The organism is Nitrospiraceae bacterium (genome assembly GCA_035623075.1).
Taxonomy (GTDB): domain Bacteria; phylum Nitrospirota; class Nitrospiria; order Nitrospirales; family Nitrospiraceae; genus DASPUC01.
In genome coordinates this window covers 1-20,428 of sequence record DASPUC010000020.1, presented here as the reverse complement: position 1 = coordinate 20,428, position 20,428 = coordinate 1, and the positions used below count along the sequence as shown (strand labels likewise).

Annotated in this window: 19 protein-coding genes; 7 read left to right on the top strand and 12 right to left on the bottom strand. The window is 58.2% G+C overall.

Annotation, left to right across the window (positions count from 1 at the left end; translation table 11 throughout):
* Positions 1-2: 2 nt before the first annotated feature.
* The 11 genes from VEI50_03900 to bamA all read right to left on the bottom strand — a co-directional run bounded on the left by VEI50_03900 (position 3) and on the right by bamA (position 12,235).
* Positions 3-1,412, bottom strand: a complete 1,410-nt coding sequence (locus VEI50_03900; protein ID HXX74246.1) for a 3-deoxy-D-manno-octulosonic acid transferase — start codon at positions 1,410-1,412, stop codon at positions 3-5.
* Positions 1,413-1,665: 253 nt separating this feature from the next.
* Positions 1,666-2,322, bottom strand: coding sequence for a lysophospholipid acyltransferase family protein (locus tag VEI50_03895; GenBank protein HXX74245.1), 657 nt, complete (start codon positions 2,320-2,322; stop codon positions 1,666-1,668).
* Positions 2,309-4,051 (bottom strand): lipid A export permease/ATP-binding protein MsbA, encoded by a 1,743-nt coding sequence (gene msbA / locus VEI50_03890; protein ID HXX74244.1) that lies wholly within the window; start codon positions 4,049-4,051, stop codon positions 2,309-2,311. Before msbA ends, VEI50_03895 begins: the two co-directional genes overlap by 14 nt.
* On the bottom strand, positions 4,039-5,268 hold the full coding sequence (gene lpxB, locus VEI50_03885; GenBank protein HXX74243.1) for a lipid-A-disaccharide synthase: 1,230 nt from the start codon (positions 5,266-5,268) through the stop codon (positions 4,039-4,041). Before lpxB ends, msbA begins: the two co-directional genes overlap by 13 nt.
* The gene (locus VEI50_03880; protein HXX74242.1) at positions 5,207-6,208 is read right to left on the bottom strand and encodes a Gfo/Idh/MocA family oxidoreductase; all 1,002 of its coding nucleotides are present in this window, start codon (positions 6,206-6,208) and stop codon (positions 5,207-5,209) included. The genes lpxB and VEI50_03880 overlap by 62 nt, the downstream gene beginning before the upstream one ends.
* A 10-nt stretch (positions 6,209-6,218) precedes the next feature.
* On the bottom strand, positions 6,219-7,070 hold the full coding sequence (gene lpxI / locus VEI50_03875; GenBank protein ID HXX74241.1) for a UDP-2,3-diacylglucosamine diphosphatase LpxI: 852 nt from the start codon (positions 7,068-7,070) through the stop codon (positions 6,219-6,221).
* Between the two features lie 5 nt (positions 7,071-7,075).
* On the bottom strand, positions 7,076-7,912 hold the full coding sequence (gene lpxA / locus VEI50_03870; protein ID HXX74240.1) for an acyl-ACP--UDP-N-acetylglucosamine O-acyltransferase: 837 nt from the start codon (positions 7,910-7,912) through the stop codon (positions 7,076-7,078).
* Between the two features lie 56 nt (positions 7,913-7,968).
* Positions 7,969-8,427: a 3-hydroxyacyl-ACP dehydratase FabZ gene (gene fabZ / locus VEI50_03865; protein HXX74239.1), complete on the bottom strand. Its 459-nt coding sequence runs from the start codon at positions 8,425-8,427 to the stop codon at positions 7,969-7,971.
* Positions 8,428-8,563: 136 nt separating this feature from the next.
* The gene (locus tag VEI50_03860) at positions 8,564-9,103 is read right to left on the bottom strand and encodes an OmpH family outer membrane protein (protein ID HXX74238.1); all 540 of its coding nucleotides are present in this window, start codon (positions 9,101-9,103) and stop codon (positions 8,564-8,566) included.
* A gap of 44 nt (positions 9,104-9,147) precedes the next feature.
* Positions 9,148-9,741 (bottom strand): OmpH family outer membrane protein, encoded by a 594-nt coding sequence (locus VEI50_03855; GenBank protein HXX74237.1) that lies wholly within the window; start codon positions 9,739-9,741, stop codon positions 9,148-9,150.
* A 1-nt stretch (position 9,742) separates the two neighbouring features.
* Positions 9,743-12,235: an outer membrane protein assembly factor BamA gene (bamA, locus tag VEI50_03850; GenBank protein ID HXX74236.1), complete on the bottom strand. Its 2,493-nt coding sequence runs from the start codon at positions 12,233-12,235 to the stop codon at positions 9,743-9,745.
* 173 nt (positions 12,236-12,408) lie between these two features.
* Between bamA and galU the strand changes: the two genes are divergently transcribed.
* From galU to VEI50_03815, 7 genes are all read left to right on the top strand, one after another.
* The gene (gene galU / locus VEI50_03845) at positions 12,409-13,308 is read left to right on the top strand and encodes a UTP--glucose-1-phosphate uridylyltransferase GalU (GenBank protein HXX74235.1); all 900 of its coding nucleotides are present in this window, start codon (positions 12,409-12,411) and stop codon (positions 13,306-13,308) included.
* An 84-nt stretch (positions 13,309-13,392) separates the two neighbouring features.
* Positions 13,393-15,897: an endopeptidase La gene (gene lon / locus VEI50_03840; GenBank protein ID HXX74234.1), complete on the top strand. Its 2,505-nt coding sequence runs from the start codon at positions 13,393-13,395 to the stop codon at positions 15,895-15,897.
* Positions 15,898-15,934: 37 nt separating this feature from the next.
* A complete protein-coding gene (gene thiL / locus VEI50_03835; protein HXX74233.1) occupies positions 15,935-16,954 on the top strand; it encodes a thiamine-phosphate kinase in 1,020 nt (339 codons plus the stop codon).
* Positions 16,955-16,972: 18 nt separating this feature from the next.
* Positions 16,973-17,461: a DUF2062 domain-containing protein gene (locus VEI50_03830; GenBank protein HXX74232.1), complete on the top strand. Its 489-nt coding sequence runs from the start codon at positions 16,973-16,975 to the stop codon at positions 17,459-17,461.
* 5 nt (positions 17,462-17,466) lie between these two features.
* Entirely contained in the window at positions 17,467-18,903 is a 1,437-nt protein-coding gene (locus VEI50_03825) for an HD domain-containing protein (protein HXX74231.1), read from the top strand.
* Between the two features lie 156 nt (positions 18,904-19,059).
* Positions 19,060-19,260 (top strand): hypothetical protein, encoded by a 201-nt coding sequence (locus tag VEI50_03820; GenBank protein HXX74230.1) that lies wholly within the window; start codon positions 19,060-19,062, stop codon positions 19,258-19,260.
* A gap of 18 nt (positions 19,261-19,278) precedes the next feature.
* Positions 19,279-19,428: a hypothetical protein gene (locus VEI50_03815; GenBank protein ID HXX74229.1), complete on the top strand. Its 150-nt coding sequence runs from the start codon at positions 19,279-19,281 to the stop codon at positions 19,426-19,428.
* Positions 19,429-19,439: 11 nt separating this feature from the next.
* On the opposite strand, the gene VEI50_03810 is transcribed toward VEI50_03815, so the two are convergent.
* Positions 19,440-20,177 (bottom strand): SIMPL domain-containing protein, encoded by a 738-nt coding sequence (locus VEI50_03810; GenBank protein ID HXX74228.1) that lies wholly within the window; start codon positions 20,175-20,177, stop codon positions 19,440-19,442.
* Positions 20,178-20,428 lie beyond the last annotated feature (251 nt).

The following is a 20,428-nucleotide window of genomic DNA, read 5'->3' as shown; positions in this document are numbered from 1 at the left end:
CGCTAACGTCCCACCATGAGAGGAACCGTCCGGCGTTCGAGAGAGGATCCGTCGTGTGCTTGATCCGGCGCGAGCAGAGTTTCGATGGCATCGAGGCTACGCTGTAACGCACCTTGGTTTTGTCGAATCACGTGCTGCGCCAATTGCCCCATCTGCGTTCCGTCATCGGGATGGTTGAGAATTCGTATGACCTGCTGAGCCAATGTCGCCGCATCAATCACGCGCACCCCACCTCCACCCCGGCTGAGCAAGTCGGCGATCTCAGCGCAGTTGTCCGTGTAGGGTCCAAAAAGCACAGGCTTGGCCCACACCGCCGGTTCCAATAAATTATGCCCACCGATTGGAACCAGAGTCCCGCCAACGAACGCTACGGCCGCTTCCCGATACAGCGACGCGAGTTCACCTCTCGTATCGAGAATCACCGCGCGCGGGCCGCTGGCCACTGCGCTGCCCTTGAGAACGGCACTGCGCCGCTGCACCGTCGTCCCCTGCGATCGGAGCATCGCCTCGACTTGTTCTACACGTTCGATATGGCGCGGTGCCAGCAAGAGCACCGCGGATGGACAGACTTTCACAATCTGATGGTAGGCGGTGACAATCGCCTCTTCTTCGCCCGGATGCGTGCTGCCGGCGACCAGGAGCTGCTCATGCTCCCCTACTCCAATATCGGACCGCGTGATTGCAGACCCCGATGGCTCTGTCGCCGGCTGATCGAACTTGATATTCCCCGTCCGTCGAACGAACCGGGAATCGGCTCCTAGCGAAATCACCCGCTCGACATCACGGTCCGATTGCATGAGAAAAAGGCTGACCATCCGGAGCATCGCCCGGTAGAACGATCGTACCGGTCCCCATTGTTGACGCGCATAGGATCGTGTGGAGAGGCGCCCGTTGACCAGAACCGTCGGCACGCCTCGGCGCCGCAACGCCCGGAGTAGATTGGGCCAGAATTCCGTCTCCACGAAAACATAGAGGCTCGGTTGCCAGCGATGAATGACTCGCTCCACGATCCAGGGAAAATCCAACGGCGCGTACCGATGTTCTGCGACGGCCGCCAATCGCTGCTCGACGGCTTCTCGCCCCGTTTCCGTGAATGTCGACACGATCAATCGATAGGTCGGATGGCGCCGGCGCAATTCCTTCACCAGCGGCACTACGGCCACTACTTCGCCGAGAGACACAGCATGAACCCAAATAAGCGGTTGATCGGATTGATCTGGTTTGTTTGGTTGATTTGGTTTGTTAGGTTCTCGGAGTTTCAGCCAATGAAATAAACCAGACAAACCAAACAAACCGTTTTCATACCCCAGCCGTTGCAGCAGGCCGCGACGGCAGCGTTTTTTCGCCAACAGGATCCCAAGGATGATTGGTGATCCGACCAGCAACAGAAGGTTATAGAGGAAGTACCACATGATTGCGGTCTAGCAGGCTGTTGAAAAAGTCCTCCAGCGTTGTTCTCGCATCGCTCAGACCCTTAACGTACCCCAGAGGGTACGCCTCGGCCCTTCGCTCGCTGCGGCCTTGCTGGACGGCCTTTTTGAACAGCCTGCCTCCTCTACCTGGTTCATTGTTGATCGTATCCAAGTCGAAAGAGGGCGAGCGGCAAACTCTTTTCAACATCTTGCTAGAGCTCCAGGGCGTGATCCGCTTGCATCGTCAGTTGGTTCAGTGAGGCTTCGAGTTCCCGGCGCGCCGTTTCCAGCGCTGTGCCATCGGCGTCTCGCGACACCCAGATGGGAGCGCCCCAGCAATATACCCCCCGGGAGAATGGATACGGGACCATGAACCGATCCCAGCTTGCGAAGAGTTTTTTTTTGAGCAGCTGAAGGCCAAGGGAATGATCGGCAGGCCGGTCGCCTTCGCAAGCTGGACGACGCCTACTTTGGCAACCTCTCTCGGTCCTTTCGGTCCATCCGGCGTCACGACCAGATCCACACCCGATCGGCCCAATCGAATCAATTCTCTCATGGCCCTCGCTCCGCCCCTGGTACTCGATCCCCGGACTGACTGGTGACCGAATCGGGCGATAATGCGAGCAATGATTTCTCCGTCCCGGTGCTGACTGATCAACACATGAGAGCCCGTTCCACGATACCCGAATGGGATCATCAATTGCTGCGCGTGCCAAAACGCCAGAATGATGTGCCGCCCTTCTCGATAGAGCGCATCCACGTGTTCATGACCCTGCTGGTCAAGGCGCATGGTCCGTCCGATCCCACGGATGATGGACGCCCCGACCGGAGGAAGGACGGACAGTTTCAGCCAGGCCGTGAATCGGCGCATCGCATCCTGAATCCCCACGCCGGTCTTACTCCACCACATCCTGAAATTGCATCGCATGAAGCCGCTTGTAGGGGCCGTCCCGACGCAAGAGTTCCTCATGGGTGCCGATTTCCGCGATCGTGCCGCGATGAAGCACAACAATTCGGTCGGCCCGCTGGATCGTCGACAACCGGTGTGCAATCACGACGGTCGTGCGGCCTTTCATCAGATTGCCCAGCGCTTGCTGCACGACCCGTTCGGACTCCGTATCCAACGCCGACGTCGCCTCGTCGAGAATCAGCAGCGGCGGATCCCTCAAGATCGCTCGGGCAATGGCGATACGTTGGCGCTCCCCGCCCGACAGTTTCACGCCACGCTCGCCGACCAGTGTCCGGTAGCCTTGCGGCAGTCGTTCGATAAACTCGTGCGCATAGGCCAGGCGAGCCGCCTGCAGAATCTCCTCGTCCGTCGCCCCCGGTCGCCCGAAAGCAATATTGTTGCGAACCATGTCGTCGAAGAGCACCACCTCTTGGGACACAATCCCGATCTTCGCCCGGAGGGATTGGAGCGAGTAGGACTGGATGTCCACTTCGTCGATAAGGATTCGCCCAAGTGTTGGCTCATAGAACCGCGGCAGGAGATTGACCAGCGTCGTTTTTCCACTCCCGCTGCTGCCGACGAGCGCAACGATTTCGCCGGCGCGAATCGACAAATCAATGTCGGACACCGCCGGAATTCCATGCCCCTCGTAGTGGAACGTCACATCTTGAAACTCGATTGATCGTGTGATTCGCGGCAATTCCAACCGCCCGCGCTCCGCATCCTGTTCCGTGGGGAGATCCAGGACGTCAAAGACCCGTTCCGCCGCCGCCACCGCCTGCTGAATCGAATTGTTCGAGCCGGACAACTTGCGGATCGGCGTGAAGGCCATGAACATCGCCGTCAGGAATGAGAAGAAGGCCCCCGGCGTCATGGTTCCTTGAATCACCAGGTAGCCCCCGTACCAGACAATCACGGCGACGCCGAGCACTGCGATCACTTCCATGTAGGAGGAACCGATCGACCACACTTGATTGGATTTCAACGTCGTGGAGAGGAACGCTTGATTATTCGCCCTGAACCGCTCCGACTCGGCATCCTCACGGCAAAAGGCTTTGACGATGCGGATCCCGGCCAATGATTCCTGGATAGTGGACGCCATATCCCCCATCCGCTCCTGACCGCGGGTGGCAAGGTTGCGAAGCCGTTTCCCCACCCGAACCATCGTAAACGCCGCGAGCGGAATTACGATCAGCGACAACCCGGCCATCTGCCAATTCTGATAAAAGATCACCCCAAGCATCGCCAGAAACGTCAACCCGTTCAGAAACATATCTTTAAGCACGTTGGATACCGCATTGGCCATCACACTGACATCGCTTACCACACGGGAAACCAAGCGCCCGGACGTATTCGAGTCGTGGAACCCGATCGGCAATCGCATCAACCGATCAAACAGTCCCTGCCGAATATCGGTGATCACCTGGTTGCCAACATAGCTGATCAGATACGTTTGTCCGTAACTGAAGAGCGCTTTCAACACAGCGACACCGAACAGGGCGAGGGGCAACACCAACAGCAGCGTCTCATTTTTGTCGATGAAAATTCCGTCGAGGACGGGCCGAACGAGCCAGGCATAGGCAGCCGAAAGGGCTGCGACGAGTCCGGAGCAGAGGAAAGCTCCGATGAACCGGCCTCGATAAGGCCTCACGTAGCGAAGCAGTCGGAAAAAATGATCTACGCTCGACATTCTGCCAACACCACCTGCGCCGTTCGATGTGACGCGCCCGGCTCTCCGAGTGATTCTCGGACCTCCCGCAATCCCCGCTTCATCTCATCATAGACCGCCCGATCCCGCAAGAGACGAAGCGCCTCCTCCGTGATACGTTCGGCCGTCGCCTCACTCTGAATGAATTCCCGAACGACGGACCGGCCAGCTACAAGGTTCACCAATCCGATCCACTGCACCGTAATCAGCAGGCGACCAAGCCAGTACGTCAGCCACGGAACTTTGTACAGCAGGACCATCGGAGTCCCCACCACAGCTGCTTGCAGAGTCGCAGTACCCGAGGCCACGAGGAGCACATCAGAAGCGGCCATCACCTCGCTCGCCTGATCGGATGCAACCTGCACCGGCACGGGGCTGTGACGAAGATGCATCTGGAGCAGATTATCGTCAATCGACGAGGCCTGTGCCAGGAGAAATTGTGTTTTCGGGTTCGCCGCCATGAGTCGCTGTGCCGAATCCAGCAGAACCGGGAGCAAGCTTCTGACTTCACCGGCCCGACTTCCCGGAAGCAATCCGACGACAGGGCCGGCCTCATGCAGCCCGAACTTTGTCCGGAGCGCAGCTCGATCGTACTGAGGCGCCACCGCATCGAGCAGCGGATGGCCGACGAAGGTACAACGGACTCCCGCCCGGCGATACAGGTCGTGCTCGAACGGGAGAATGACCACGACATGATCGACACGTCGCTGTATCCACTTTATCCGGCGAGGCCGCCAGGCCCAGATTTGCGGCGCAATATAATAGAGTACCCGGTGACCGGCGGCCTTGGCCACCCGGGCGAAGTGAAAATTGAGTCCCGGGTTGTCGATCAACACCACGAGATCCCATGGCTGCGATTTGAGCACCGTCCTGATCGCGCGAATGCGCCGGAGAACGGCGCCCAAGGCCGAAACCCCGATGAGACCCACCAAGTCCAGCTGCGGAACCCCCGGGACTAGGGCCACACCGGCAGCCCGCATCGCAGCCCCCCCGACGCCGACGAGTTCCGCCGTCGAATTCATCGCCATAATCGCTTTCGCCAAATTGGCCCCGTGAAGGTCTCCGCTGGCTTCGCCCGTCACAATCAGGATTCGTGGCATAAGGGCAACGGCCTCGCCGTGATCAGCTCCAGCGGATTCATCTTCGACCGGAAGGGTTGGCGTCGTCTGCAGATCCCAAAGTTCGATCCGGATTTCCATGACGTGAGGCAAAGGTCGCGATCGCCTGCAACACATCGTGCGCTACGTCGACAGCGGCCGCTCCGTCCTCGCCGGAGATCACCGGCTTCTTCCCTGTCCGAACGGCGTCCAGGAACGATTCGAGCTGGAGTTTCAACGGCTCTTCGTCCCCGCCTTGCACTTGTTCGATGACCACGGTCGGACGCTCGCCAGCCTTCGTCTGGCGCCTGCAAATCATCCCCTGACGTGTTTGAAAGTCCAGCGAGAGATACTGATCCGGCTGAAACACCCGCAGGCGGCGCATTTTATTGGTTGAGACCCGGCTCGCGGTAAAATTGGCGACGCAGCCGCTCCCGAACTGGATGCGCGCATTGGCGATGTCGACGGAGGCCGACAGCACCGCCACCCCGGCCGCGCGAATTTCTTCGACCGGCCCGGGATCGAAGGACAGGACGAGATCCAGGTCGTGAATCATCAAATCCAGCACTACGTCGACGTCCGTCCCCCGCTCACTGAACGAGCTGAGACGATGGCATTCGATGAAGACCGGCCGCCCGATGTGCGGCCGCATCACCTGCATCACAGGATTGAATCGTTCGCTATGCCCGACTTGCAGTCGGCAGCTGCGCCCCTTCGCGAGTTCCACGAGCTCGCGGGCTTCTTTGGGCATCACGGCGAGCGGCTTTTCGACCAACACATGTTTTCCCGCCAGCAGACACCGGCGTGCCACTTCATAATGTGCCGAGGTGGGAACCGCGATGCTCACGAGGTCAACCTGAGGCAACAATTCCTCGAGGTTCCGGAACAGACGCACGCCGTGGCGCTCCGCGACCACCTGCGCTCGTTCCGGCAACTGATCGACCACTCCGATCAGTTGGGACCCGGGAAGCGACGCATAAAGACGCGCATGATGCTGGCCCAGATGGCCGATTCCGACGACGCCCGCTCGTAACGGTGTCATATTCGGTCGCTCACTCGGGACTCGCGTCGAGCGATGCGATCCCGATGACGGTGATACCGGCCTGGCGCGCTTTCTCGAGCATGACCTCACGATCCAATAGCACGGTCTTGCCCGCCTCCAGCGCCAGCACCGACGCCTTGACCGACTGCATCACCTCGATCGTACGCGGCCCGACGGCGGGAAGATCAAAGCGTAAATCCTGTTGTGGCTTGGAACGTTTGACGACCACCGCTCCATCCTGTGCTAGTTCTCCGCCGCGCTTGATGGCTGCATCGGTACCTTCCACCGCTTCAACCGCCACCACGACACGGTCCTTGATCACCACACATTGCCCGATGTCGAGGCGTCCGATCTCGTGAGCGACTTCCCACCCGTAACGAATGTCGTCCCATTCCTTCTTCGTGGGGCCTTTCCTGGTCAAGGTTCCTTCTTCGACCAAGATCCCTTGAAGGCCGAACGTGGACTCGCGGATCGTGATCCCTTCCCGTTCCAATTCGGCGGCAATCTCGCGAAGGATGTCATCGTCTTTCCACAACGCCAGCTTGGCAGCCAGTGCCAGTGCTCGAAAATCCGGCCGCACCGTCGTAAAGACGTGCGTCTTCTTGATACCGCCCAACATGACGGCCTGGCTGATGTCGTCCTCCTTGAAGGCTTGAATGAGTTTGTTGAGTTGGCCGATCTTGATCCACTGAATCCGATCGACGTGATTGGCCAGCTCCGGCTCGGTTTCGCCTTCATGGGCGACCGCCGACACATGATAGCCGAGTTGTCTGGCGTTGGTGGCGAAGATGATGGGAAACCGGCCGTTGCCGGCGATGAGCCCGATGCGTTGCCCGCTGTTCGCGTAAGGCGGTCGAGACACCCCGCTTAATCCTCCTCATCCTCCCGATCACGCTCGACGGACCGGCAGATTCCGCGCTTGGTACCCTCCATGAACGCGACGACTGTCATGACGTCGGGTTGATCGACGAATTCCACCCTTGCCAATTTTGCGGCTTCCGCTGTCCGGTGCCCCGAGCGGAAGAGCAGATCGTACGCCCGTTTCAAGACTGCTACACGATCGGGAGAAAACCCGTGCCGGCGCAATCCAACAGAATTCAGGCCGTACATCCGTGCACGGTACCCTCCGGCCGCACGCATATAAGGAGGGAGATCCTGCCCGAGGGCACAACAACCGCCGACCATCGAATAGGCACCGACGCGGACGTATTGGTGAATCCCGCTCAGGCCTCCGATTATAGCGTGATCTCCGATCGTGATATGCCCTGCCAAACTGGCCGCGTTCGCCATGATGAGATGATTGCCGAGCCGACAGTCGTGAGCCACATGGACATAGGCCATCAAAAAATTCTTGTTTCCGACGGAGGTCACACCGCCTCCCTGTATCGTCCCTCGGTTGACCGTGACATATTCGCGGAAGATATTGTCGTCGCCGATCACAACCTTGGTCGGTTCGCCCTTATAACCCAAATGCTGCGGCGGTCCCCCGATCGACGCAAAAGGATAGATTTCGCAGCGTTCTCCGATCTCCGTCCATCCATCCAGACTCACGTGAGAGATCAGCCTCGTTCCCTTCCCGATCTTGACGTGCTCGCCGACGTGACAAAACGGTCCCACGACCACGTCGGCGGCTAATTCCGCCTTCGGATGCACGATGGCACTCGGATGAATCTGCACTCGATACCTCCCGTTCACGTTAATCATTATTCATTATTCGACGGTCGCCGATGTGTCGTGTACTTTCTCTTCACGATTTACGTTTAACGATTCACGTCACCAGCCTTCTCCTCCGTCACCATAGCCGTGATGCCCGCTTCGCACACCAGCTCCGTGCCGACAAATGCCTTTCCCTGCATCTTCCAAAATGGGACACGTTTTTTGACGAGGTCGATTTCAAACCGAATCTGGTCGCCGGGAACCACCGGCCTGCGAAATTTCGCGTTGTCGACCCCCGTCAAATACACCACCGGCCGGGCCACGTTCCCGAGTGATTTGAATGCGAGAATCCCACCGACCTGGGCCATCGCTTCAATGATCAAGACTCCCGGCATCACTGGACGCCCCGGGAAATGGCCTTGAAAGAACGGCTCATTGATCGTGACGTTCTTCATGCCCACAATGCGCCGATCGGGGTCCAACTCGTGGATTCGATCGACCAGCAAAAACGGAAACCGGTGCGGCAAGAGCGATTGGATTTCTGCCTGCTCCATCACAGCCATCGACAACGCCTCCTCACATGAATCAGTTCAACACGGTGTGATCAGCTTGCTTGGTTAGTTTCGTGAGCAACCGATAAGGCCACTCCAGACAACCAAACAAACCGGATAAACCAGATAGACCAAAGGGACCGTAGCCCTACTTGTTCTGTCGATCGAACTCCTTGATCACTTGCTCTGTAATATCGAGGCCCGGCTGGTGATAGATCACGATCCTGATCATGGCGTCGTTTCCGCGATCGATGATGGCGGTGTATCCCTCCCGTTGGGAGACGACCTGCGCCGCATCACTCACCTTCTTCGCGTATTCGGCGACCATCTCGCGCTGTTTCTGTTGAATCTCGCGGTTAAAGTCGGCCAACCGGCGTTGATAGGCTTCCAGCTTGGCTTGAAACTGGCCCTGCTTTTCCTGCTTGGCGGCGTCGCTCAGCTTGCTGTCCTGTATCGACTGTTCTAGTTCTTTCAACTCCTGATCGTCGGCATTGATGATTTTCTGCCTGGTCGAGGCGTAGGACTTGAGCTCTTCCAACGCACGTTTGCCGGCTTTCGATTTTTCGATCACAAGCTGTTGATCGATGATCGCAACCCTGATGGCCTCGGCCGCGACCGCCTGCGACATAATCACCAGCCACCATCCAATGACACCCAGCAACCAACCTCCCAGCCGTCGCCCCTTCATAGTCACTCCCTCCTTCAACTTCATGCCCCCGAGCCGGCTCTCCATCACGGATACTCGCGGTTGAATTCTTCGAGTACCTGCCCCGTAATGTCGATCGTCTCATCGTTGTAAAGGGTCGGTCCGCCCTTCCCCTTGTCGATCACCACCTGTAGACCAAGCCGTTTGGAGACCCTCCCGACAACGAGCTCCAGCTTGTCGCGAAATCCGTCCAGCACGTCTTTCTGTTTCTCCTGTACTTCACGGTTCAGTTCACTGACCTTACGTTCGTATTCGCCCATCCGCCGACGAAACTGATCCTCTCGTTCTTTCTTCGCCGTCGGACTCAGCACACTGGCCTGTTTGACGAAGTCCTCCTCCATGCGGCGGAGCTCTTTCTCCTCCAGCTCGATGAGGGCCTGCCGATTTTTCGAAAAGGCCGCCAAGGTATCCTTCACCCTTTTCCCCGCAGTGGTATCGTTAAACGCTCTTCCGGGGTCGACCACACCGATCTTTCCTTCAATGCGTGGCCCAGTACCGGCACATCCAGGCAGGGTCAATAGCCAGAACGCCAGGAGACAACCGGTCGCGAATCCTGTCGCGATCCCCTTGTTGCGTTGCCACAAGTCTCTGCACTCCACGAGTGTCAACTCCTTCGTCATCTTAGAACATCTGTCCCATCGTGAACTCGAAGACGCCTTTTCGCTCACCGGTGCGCGGCTCCAGATTGATACCGTAGGCTACCCGCAGCGGACCGAAGGGAGAGATCCATCGTCCTTCGATACCGGCCGCTTTTCGCAAATTGAGCGTGACCGACTCATCCTGGGCAAACCCTTTGCCATAGTCGAAGAAAATCACTCCGTTGAGCTTCGCCTCCGACGAAATCGTGAAGATGAAATCGTTATTGAAGATCAGCTGTTTGTTCGCCCCGAGCAGGGAGTATGTGGTCGGATTGACCGGTCCGGCTCGACCGAATGCGAATCCGCGCATGGTATTGATGCCTCCGACAAAAAAGAGCTCGGTGAGAGGAACAGGCTTATCCTTAATGCCTTCCGCATCCCCGTATCTTACTCGCAGCGAAAACCGCGTGTCGTACGGGAGGGGAGTATACTTGATTGCATCAAAGTAGTATTTGTAAAAATTGTTCGTCCCACCAAGATATGGCGTGCCGTAATCGACACCTCCGCCGATCCTCGTTCCCCTTCGGGGATCCAGGTAATAATCCCGGGTATCGCGAAACACCGAGGTGCGGAATCCGGTCGTAGTCTGATATCCCAGCTGCCGGCAGACAAAATTATTAAAAGTAACAGTACTAAGGCAGTAGTTGTTCGGATCTTGGTAGTCCAACTCCTCCGCCACGAGACTAATGCTGCCCGACACATACTCCGAGAGCCAGCGGCCAAAGGTAAGGCTCGCACCGAACTTCTTCTCGTAATAGGTGTTGTAGTTGGTATTACTTTTGTAGACGTCGATCTGCATCGAAGTTAACGAGTCGTTCAGATAGGGATTGCGGAACGTAATCAAACCCAACGTCCGCTGCTGACCCAACTGACCTCGGATACGCCCGAGGTAGCCGTTCCCGCCAAGATTTCCTTCCGTGATGTCGGCGATCGCCATCAATTTGTCGAGGGTGCTGAACCCGCCGCCGATGCTGAACTGTCCAGTCGCCTTTTCCTTGACGCGCACGTTGAGATCCACCTTGTCGGGCTCCACCTGCTGCGGAAGGATTTCCACCGTCTCGAAGAAATTCAGGTTGTTGAGTCGCTGAAAGCTCCGTTTGAGCGATGGCGTGTCGATCACGTCCTGCTCATCGACACGTATTTCACGCCGAATGACGTTGTCCTTCGTCTTGTCGTTACCGTTGATGTTGATTTGACGGATCCGCATCATCTCCCCTTCCTTAATATTAAAGATGATGCTGGCGGTCCGTTCTTCGGCGTTCTGGTTGACGTTGGGAACTACCTCTGCGAATGCATAGCCTTTGGCTCCGTAGAGATCGGTAATGCGCGTGATTTCATCGCGGATCTTGACCCGCTGAAAAATTTCACCCTCTTTAATGCTCAACCCATCGCGCAAGTCCGGCACTTCAAAGACCGTGTTCCCGCGAAAACCGACCTCGGACACGGTGAAGGGTTCGCCCTCCGAAATGGCAAATCTGACGGAGAACCATTTCTTATCCTCGCTGAGTTCGACCGAGGGGAGGCCGATCTGCGCGTTCAGGAACCCCTTGTTCAGCAGCACCTCGCGGACCCGCTCGACGTCATTCGTCAACTCCTCCCGCTTCAGAATACCGGCATCGGACACGAACGACGGCAACTTGAGCTGAGTAAAAAGCCCGTACCACGGAATCCATTCGCGCGTTGCCGTCACCTTGAACATTTCTTCTTTCGTCGCGGAATGCAATCCGTCGAACGTCACGGTCTTAATCCGAGCTTTATCGTTCTCTTTCACGAAGAACGTGAGTCGCTTCCGATCCTCGTCCAGAGTCTGAACGATGGGAATCACCCGTGCGTCATAGTATCCGTCTTCCTGGTACGCGAGACGGATTTTTTCAGCGCTCTCTTTCGCCTGCTGCTGATCCAGAAACGATTGGCTCTTGATGGTAATCTTTTCTTTCAACTTCTCGTCGCTCAACTCCTCATTTCCGTCGAACACGATTTCCGTGATGAAGGGTTTTTCATGGACCAGAAACGTGACCGCCATGCCGCCGGGCACGGATTCGGTTTCCACCTGCACGTCTTCAAAATAGCCCATGTCGTACAGGATTTTGATCTGCCCGCGGACGCGTTCCGGCGTGTAGAGATCCCCCGCTTTGAGCGTCAGTCGCCCGGTGATCGCCGGCAATTCGATCCGTTTATTCCCGCGAATCTCAATCGATTTGACGGTCGTGCCGGTTTGCTGTGCCCCCGCGTGAAGTACAAATCCGATCATGCAGACTGTCGTCATCACGACCAGGAGCCACCCGGGACCGAACGCATGCACTAGCTCCTTCACAGAGTCCCGTTCTCCCAGATCATCCAACACGACGAGCGCGATAGCATGGTTGAGCCTGTGCGAGCGAGACACCACCCCCTGCGTCGGCCGTCCGGCTGCCGGCACAGGGGACCGGGAGCGTACGATGAGGGCCCGAACGGAGGTTGCGGACGTGAGATCCATACGAGCTAAACGCACTCGCGCCAGCGACGGATCAGAGCGTGTCAAACTCTTAAATTATATGAAGGGGGTTTTTCAATGTAAAGGTGTTTTGGTCTGCGATGACGTTCGGCTTCACGTCACGACGACTTCGTGCATTCCTTGACTTCCCCTACCCCATCACATAGTATCGCATCATGTCTTTGCTCAACGTCCGCAAGGCCGTCTTACCCGCCGCCGGGCTCGGTACGCGCTTTCTCCCTGCCACCAAGGCGTCTCCCAAAGAAATGCTGCCGCTCGTCGACAAACCACTGATCCAATATGCGGTTGAGGAAGCCGTCGCCTCCGGGATCGAGGACATCATCATCGTCACCGGGCGAGGCAAGCGCGCGATCGAAGACCACTTCGATCGGTCGGTGGAGCTGGAAGAAAATCTCAAAGGCAACGGAAAAGCCCAACTCCTCAGTCAGATCCGTCACATATCGAGCCTCGCGAACTTCTGTTACGTCCGTCAAACGGAAGCCCTCGGGCTCGGCCATGCGGTTCTCTGCGCACAACATCTGATTGGTGACGAACCGTTCGCCGTCATTCTGGGCGATGAAATTATCGATGCCCCGGTGCCGGGCCTCGCTCAGCTGATTCATACCTACAAGAAGAAAAACGGCGCGGTACTGGGGGTGCAGGAAGTCCCGCTCCATGACGTGAATCACTATGGAATCGTGTCGCCGAAGACCTTGCGGGAAGGACTCTATCAGGTGCAGGATCTCGTGGAGAAGCCGGCCCCGGCTGACGCTCCTTCAAATCTGGCGGTGATCGGCCGGTACGTGCTGCCGCCGGAGATTTTCCCCATTCTCAGGAAAACGAAACCGGGCAAGGGGGGAGAGATTCAATTGACCGACGCGCTCAAGGAACTTGCCAGAAAATCTCCTATGTATGCGCTGGAAATCAAGGGACAGCGCTATGACGCAGGCAACAAGCTCGGATTTCTCATCGCAACGGTCGAGTTCGCCTTGAAAAATCCTTCCCTAGGACACGATTTCGGCGACTATCTGCGGGAACGGCTTCGGTCAGACGGAACGCGGCGCCGGGCGCGGTGATATCACGCATCTTCTGCACCTCTTCACGCATGACGGACACTCCAGTCAACGTGATTCAACCGTCGTAACAGGAACAGATTTTCCATGAGCGAATCCATCGAACAAGATTTGCAGCCTCCGCAAAACATCGAGATCCCAGAGCAGCTTCCGCTCCTGCCCGTCCGCGATATCGTGGTCTTCCCTTACATGGTGCTGCCGCTGTTCGTCGGCCGCGAGATGTCGATCAAGGCCATCGAGGCTGCGCTCGCCGGGAACCGGATGATTTTTCTGGCGACGCAAAAGGCCCTGGACGTGGAGAATCCCCAGCCGAGCGACATCCATACGATCGGCACCGTCGGCATCATCATGCGGATGCTGAAATTGCCGGATGAGCGGATCAAGATTCTGGTGCAGGGTCTCTCCAAAGCCAAGATCGCCGACTACATCCAAACCGACCCCTACTACTCGGTCCGCATCGACAAGATCACGGAGGGCAAGGCCACCGGGTCGACCCTCGAGACTGAGGCCGTCATGCGGACGGTCAAAGAACAGATCGAGCGGATCGTGAGCCTCGGCAAGGTCCTGATCCCGGACGTCATGGTGGTGATCGAGAACCTTGAAGAGCCAGGCCGTCTGGCCGACATGGTGGCGTCCAATCTCGGCCTGAAGGTCGAAGTGACGCAGTCGGTGCTGGAGATCACGGATCCGATCAAACGGCTCCGTCAGGTCAGTGAAATCCTCGCGAAGGAAATCGACGTCCTCTCCATGCAGCAAAAGATCCAGGCCCAGGCGAAGGGCGAGATGGACAAGACCCAGCGAGAATACTTCCTTCGTGAGCAGCTCAAAGCGATTCAGAAGGAACTCGGCGATCTCGACGAACGGGCGGAGGAAGTTGCGGAATTCCGCAAGCGTATCAAAGACGCCAAAATGCCGGAGAAAGTGCTGAAAGAGACGGAGAAGCAGATCAAGCGACTCGAAAAGATGCATCCGGACACGGCCGAATCGGCGACCGTCCGCACGTATCTTGAGTGGATGGTGGAACTCCCCTGGTCGAAAAAGTCCAAGGACAATCTCGACCTGAAGGCCGCGCACAAGGTGCTGAACGAAGACCACTACGATCTCGAAAAGGTCAAGGAGCGGATTCTCGAGTACCTCGCCGTCCGGAAGCTGAAAGAAAAGATGAAAGGTCCGATTCTCTGCTTCGTCGGCCCCCCCGGCGTCGGCAAGACGTCACTGGGGAAATCGATCGCGCGGGCACTCGGACGTGAATTCGTCCGCATCAGCCTCGGCGGCGTCCGAGACGAGGCGGAAATCCGCGGCCACCGACGCACTTACGTCGGGGCCCTCCCGGGCCGGATCATCCAAGGGATCAAACAAGCGGGCACTCACAACCCGGTCTTCATGCTCGATGAAGTCGACAAGGTGGGCATGGACTTCCGCGGAGACCCATCGGCGGCGTTGCTCGAAGTGCTCGACCCGGAGCAGAACAATTCCTTCACCGATCATTATCTGGGGGTCCCGTTCGACCTCACGGAAGTCATGTTCATCACGACGGCCAACCTGATCGATCCCATTCTGCCCGCGTTACGCGACCGGATGGAGATCATCGAAATCCCCGGCTACACGGAAGAAGAAAAACTGGGCATCGCACAGAAGTACCTGATTCCCCGTCAGCTGGAGGAACACGGGATCACGCAGAAACATGTCCAGATTGCCGAGCAGGCGATCCGCCAGATCATCGCCCACTACACCAGAGAAGCCGGCGTGCGGAATCTGGAGCGGGAAATTGCCAATATCATGCGCAAGGTCGCGAAAAAAGTCGCCGAGGGCAAGGGCCTCGGTTTCCCGGTCAACCAGGCCAATCTGCACAAGTACCTCGGCGTGCCGAAGTTCGTGCCCGAATCGGAACTGGAGAAAGACGAGATCGGCGTGGCCACGGGACTCGCATGGACGGAGTCTGGAGGCGACGTCCTCTATATCGAAGCGACCGGCATGAAGGGGAAGGGGCAATTGACCCTCACGGGCCATCTCGGGGACGTGATGAAGGAATCGGCCCAAGCTGCCTTGAGCTACGTCCGGTCACGAGAAAAATCTCTCGGCATCAATCCGGACATGTTTACGAAGCAAGATCTGCACATTCACGTGCCGGCCGGCGCGATTCCGAAAGACGGCCCGTCCGCCGGCATTACCATGGCAACAGCCATCGCCTCGGCCCTGTCGCAGATCCCTGCCCGGCGTGACCTGGCCATGACCGGTGAGATCACGCTCAGGGGCCGCGTCCTTCCCATCGGAGGCCTGAAAGAAAAAATCCTGGCCGCGAAACGCGCGAAGCTGTCCATAGTCATTCTGCCGAAACGAAACAAGAAGGATCTCGATGAGATTCCCAAACATCTGCTGAAAGGCATCCAGCTGGCCTTCGCCGACACCATGGACGACGTGATGAAGATCGCACTCCGGCGACCTTCCAAAGCCAGTCGCTCAGGGAAGAAGACCCAGGCCCCGCAGCACGCACGCCAGCCCGGGCCTCCCGCCAAACGTCCCGGCCGTGCCGCCAGACCGGCGCAGACACAGGCCACGATCACGGCCGCGCCGATTTCACGTCTACGCTAGAATGTATTCCCCGAGCGGGCGGAAGGCTCCTCGCACCATGCGCGAATTCTCCCTTATCGCGGAGTTGCATCGTCGCTACGGCAAGGGACATTCCTCCATCATCCGCGGTATCGGCGACGATACCGCCGTCGTGCGCGCTGCCTCGGGATCGTGGAGTCTGCTCACCACCGACCTCCTGGTTGAAGGTATCCACTTCGACCGTCACACCGCTTCGTTCTCCGAGATCGGCTATCGGGCTGCTGTGGCCAACCTCAGCGACATCGCCGCAATGGGCGGGACACCGCAATATCTGCTGATCGCCCTTGCCGTTCCCTCAGGTGGGACCAGGGCGCAGGTGCATCAACTCTATCGCGGCATGATGGCGGCCTGCCGGCCTCATGGAGTCCGCCTCATCGGCGGAGACACTTCGGCCTCGAAAAGCGGATGGTTCCTGAGTCTCGCTCTTATCGGAACGGTCGCGCCTCGCCGGGCGTTACTTCGAAAGGGAGCACAAGCCGGCGATCTGCTCTATGTCACCGGCACTCTCGGCGATGCGTCGATCGGGCTCACGCTCTTGAACGAAGCGGCCTCGCGCCGGTACCGGCGCGGCAAGCGCGGCACTCTGTCCCGAACACACAAACAGTTCTTGATCCAGCGGCATCTGCACCCGACCGCCCGCGTGAAGGAAGGACGATGGCTCAGTGCGGGACGACTGGCGACGGCGGCGATCGATCTTTCCGACGGATTATCCGGCGATCTCCACCATCTGTGTGACGAAAGCCGCGTGGGAGTCGAGGTGAATCTCGCAGCCATTCCCTTGTCGCCAGCCTGCCGAGCCTACGCGCAGGGTCGACGGCTCAATCCGACCGCGGTCGCCTTAGCCGGCGGTGAGGATTACGAGCTCCTCTTCACTGTCGCACCACGGCATCAGGCGAGGCTCGAGCGCGAAGCGAAGCGGCTGGGATTTCGCATCACCAACATCGGGACGATTCGACCGGCACGGCTGGGCATGCACGCACGGTCTTCGAAGAGAGGGTCCCGCCCCTTGCCGGTCACCAGTTACGAACACTTCATATAAACCAGTCCCAGATTGACCGTGGCTGCCATTCCATCAATTCGCACCTTGCTCCGGCACATCCTCCATCTCCGCGAATCACCGCAGCGGACCGCGGTGGCCTTCGCGGTCGGAGTCTGGATCGCCTTCTGTCCGCTTTACGGATTCCATACGATCCTCGTCGGTCTTTGCACGTTCGTCTTTGGCCTCAACTTTCTCGCCTTGTTTGCCGGTGCATCCATCAACAATCCCTGGACCCTTGTCCCGTTCCTCGGCGCCACGTACTGGACCGGTGCAGTCCTCTTGGGCCGGTCTGACACCCCGGCTTTCGATTGGCACGACCTGAGTTTTTCCGCCATCTACGAGCAGGTCATGCCCTATGCGGTCCCCTTCGCCGTCGGCGGATTCGTCCTCAGCTTCATCGGGGCAGCCCTCTCCTATCCAGTGGCCCACTATCTCATCAGCAAGTATCGCCACGCACATCCGATTCCTCCGGAAGAGCCATTGCCGCCTCATGATCCGCTGGGCTAAGATGGATGTGCGGCATCGGTATGCAGCCATCCGATCATCCATCCAACGCGCCCTATGACGGCTCGGCGCTCATCGCCGATCCGATTCACCACTACGTCTCGTTCACCGTCCCCTACGCCAACCCGGACCAGCATGAACAGACCGAAAAAGATCTGATCGATTCGCCTTGGGTGCAGCGACTCCGCTACATCTATCAACTCCAAAGCGCCCGCTGGGTCTATCCCTCGGCGGAACACAGCCGCTTCGTCCATTCACTCGGCACCATGCACGTGGCGGGCCGGTTCGCCCGCCATCTCTATCCCTTCCTCAAAAAGGCGGCCAAGGACGTCCCCTCCGCCAACTATGTCGAAGAATTCCTCCGCATCACCGCGCTCGTGCACGACATCGGCCACGGCCCCTTTTGTCACTTTTTCGACGACAACTATCTGCACGCGCTGCACTCCAGCCATGAAAAACTCGGGCAGATCATCATCCGCGAGCATCTCGGATCGACCATTCGCAAGATTCGGCGCAGTCCCTCAGGCCCCTTCGCGAAGGGCGAGGAATTAGACCCTGATCAGATCGCCCACGTGATCCTGAAGGAAAAGAGCAAAGACAACTCGCGCATCCCCCGCTGGCTGAACATGCTCCAGCCGGTGATTTCCGGAAGCTACACCGCGGACAACCTCGACTATGTCCTGCGCGATTCCTACATGTGCGGCGTCGCCGTCGGTCCCGTGGATCTCAGCCGCCTCATTCACTACACGATCATCACCGACAAGGGCTTCACGATTCACAAGACCGGCCTCCCCGCGCTGCAGATGTTTCTCAACACCCGCATGTATCTGTACTCGAACGTCTATTTCCACCGGACGACGAGGGCTATCGACATTCACTTGCGCGACATCTTCGGCGACACGATGAAGCTGCTCTTCCCCCACGACCCACGCAAGAAGATGGATGAGTACATCACGCTGACCGACTGGTCGCTCCTGGAACAGGTGCGGAACTGGAAGACCTCGCGCCATGCGGCGGAACGGCGGTTGGGCGACGAATGGTCGCGCATCCTCGGCCGCGACATCAAATGGAAGATGGCCTACAGTACGGTGCTCAAGGAAAAGGGGCAGGAGCGGGGGATGGATTTCCCCAGCCACGAGCATTTTGAAAAGCAGATCAGGAAGGAACTGTCGGCTCCGTTGCAGAAGACCGCCTTCCGCGTCGACATGGCACCGCTCGATCCCCGACCGGACCCGAAGGATCGCCGCGGCAATCCTCTTTACGTCTACGACCCAGGGACCAAAGGAGTCTCGACCGATCCGCTCGAAGAATTTCTGGATCTTCTTCCCACCAGGCTCATCCAGTTCCGCATCTATACCCTCGGCCACGAACAGGACGCCGCCCTCTCCCGCGCTGCCGCCACTGTCCTCAATAAAACGCCCTCAAGTCTCGAGACGAACTTCTAGCGAACGCGGCGCGCTGTGCCGGAACGCCTCGCTTCCGGGCTTCTCGCTCTTCCTCTGATAAATTGAGAATAAGCTGACAATCGGAAAAGTCGTTGAGATACTGGTGGGAGCCATGTGGGCTCACGACACCACGCCGCACGGCCATAGGAGGGGATCATGAAGACCTGGACCTTGCTCCTGTTCCTCACACTCTGGTGCTCCTGGCAGCCCTCTGTCCTGGCGCAAACGCCGATCGGCGCACAGAAGCAGGCCGACATCCTAAAATTGATGAGCGAGCTGCCGCCGGATGTGATGGTGAAAATTCAGCAGCTCGGAAAGATTCTGCAACAAGACCTGAAAGAAGGGAAGCTGACATAGGAGCAGATCCAGGAGGAATTGACGGCGGGCAATCTGGAGCAAAAGTTACGAGCCCTCAACCCCGAGGCCGGTCCCCTGCTCGACGATATTGCCCAGACGATGAAAAACCACCCCAACGCCGAAAACCTGCCGCATATCCTCGACGGCCTGACGGGACCTGCCAGGTAAGACCGGCCCGACTACCGCGCGATCTCATAAATTAATGTGACCGTCGCCTCAACCCTCATCTCCCCGGATGAGATGGGGACTTCACCGCCCGCCCCTTCCATGGCAGCCATGGCTCGGCCGACACGAGGCATGGGGGCGACGACGTGGGTGCCTTCCGTCACGTTCACGAGCCGGCCGAGTTTCACATTCACCGCTTCGCTCAACGCCGTCGCCTTCTCGCGCGCCTTGCCGGCTGCGATCTTCAGCGCGTTGAGGCGCGCCTGTTGTTCATCCCGCAAGGCCCATCGCAATCCTTGAAAGTGGTTGGCGCCAGCTGACAAGGATTCTTCGATCACGGACGCCACCTTGTCGATTTCGCGCACTTCGACCGTCAAGGTGTTACTGACGGTGTACCCGACGATCTCCGGCGGCGCTGGGGAAGCGTCGGCAGACCGTCGGGATGTCGACTTGTACTGAGGTGACACGGTAAATGCGGAGGTTTGGATGCGTTCCTTCTCAATCTTCAACTCTTTGAGACGCTCCAAGACTTTTTGGATCACGGCAGAGTTCTGGCGCTGCGCCTCCGCCAGCGACCTGCCCGCCGAATCCATCCCCACAGTCACGAACGCCGAATCAGGAGCAGCCGTCACGCTGCCGGTCCCAACCACGGTCAGAGTCGGTATCTCCGGTGTTGTGCTGTCAGCACTCCACACGCCGCCCGGCACAGCTAGGAGAGCAATGACGAAAGCAATCAATGGCATGCGCGGCATGGTCGTCCCCCCCATAGGCTAAAACCACTTACTCTCTCTTTTCACAGTCTTAGTATTGCCGAAGGCTAGGCTGTCCGCTGGGAGGTGTCAAGAAGGAAGGCGAGAGGGAGGGAAGGCAAACTGTGTTCGACGCGCGCATTCGAGGATCAACCAGGCGGCCCTGCAAAGAGATAATTAGGCAGGCTTGGAAGGACTATAAGCGGTGTTTGTGCGGGAAAAGGCGCATCTCTTGGTTCACCAGGGTTGGGATG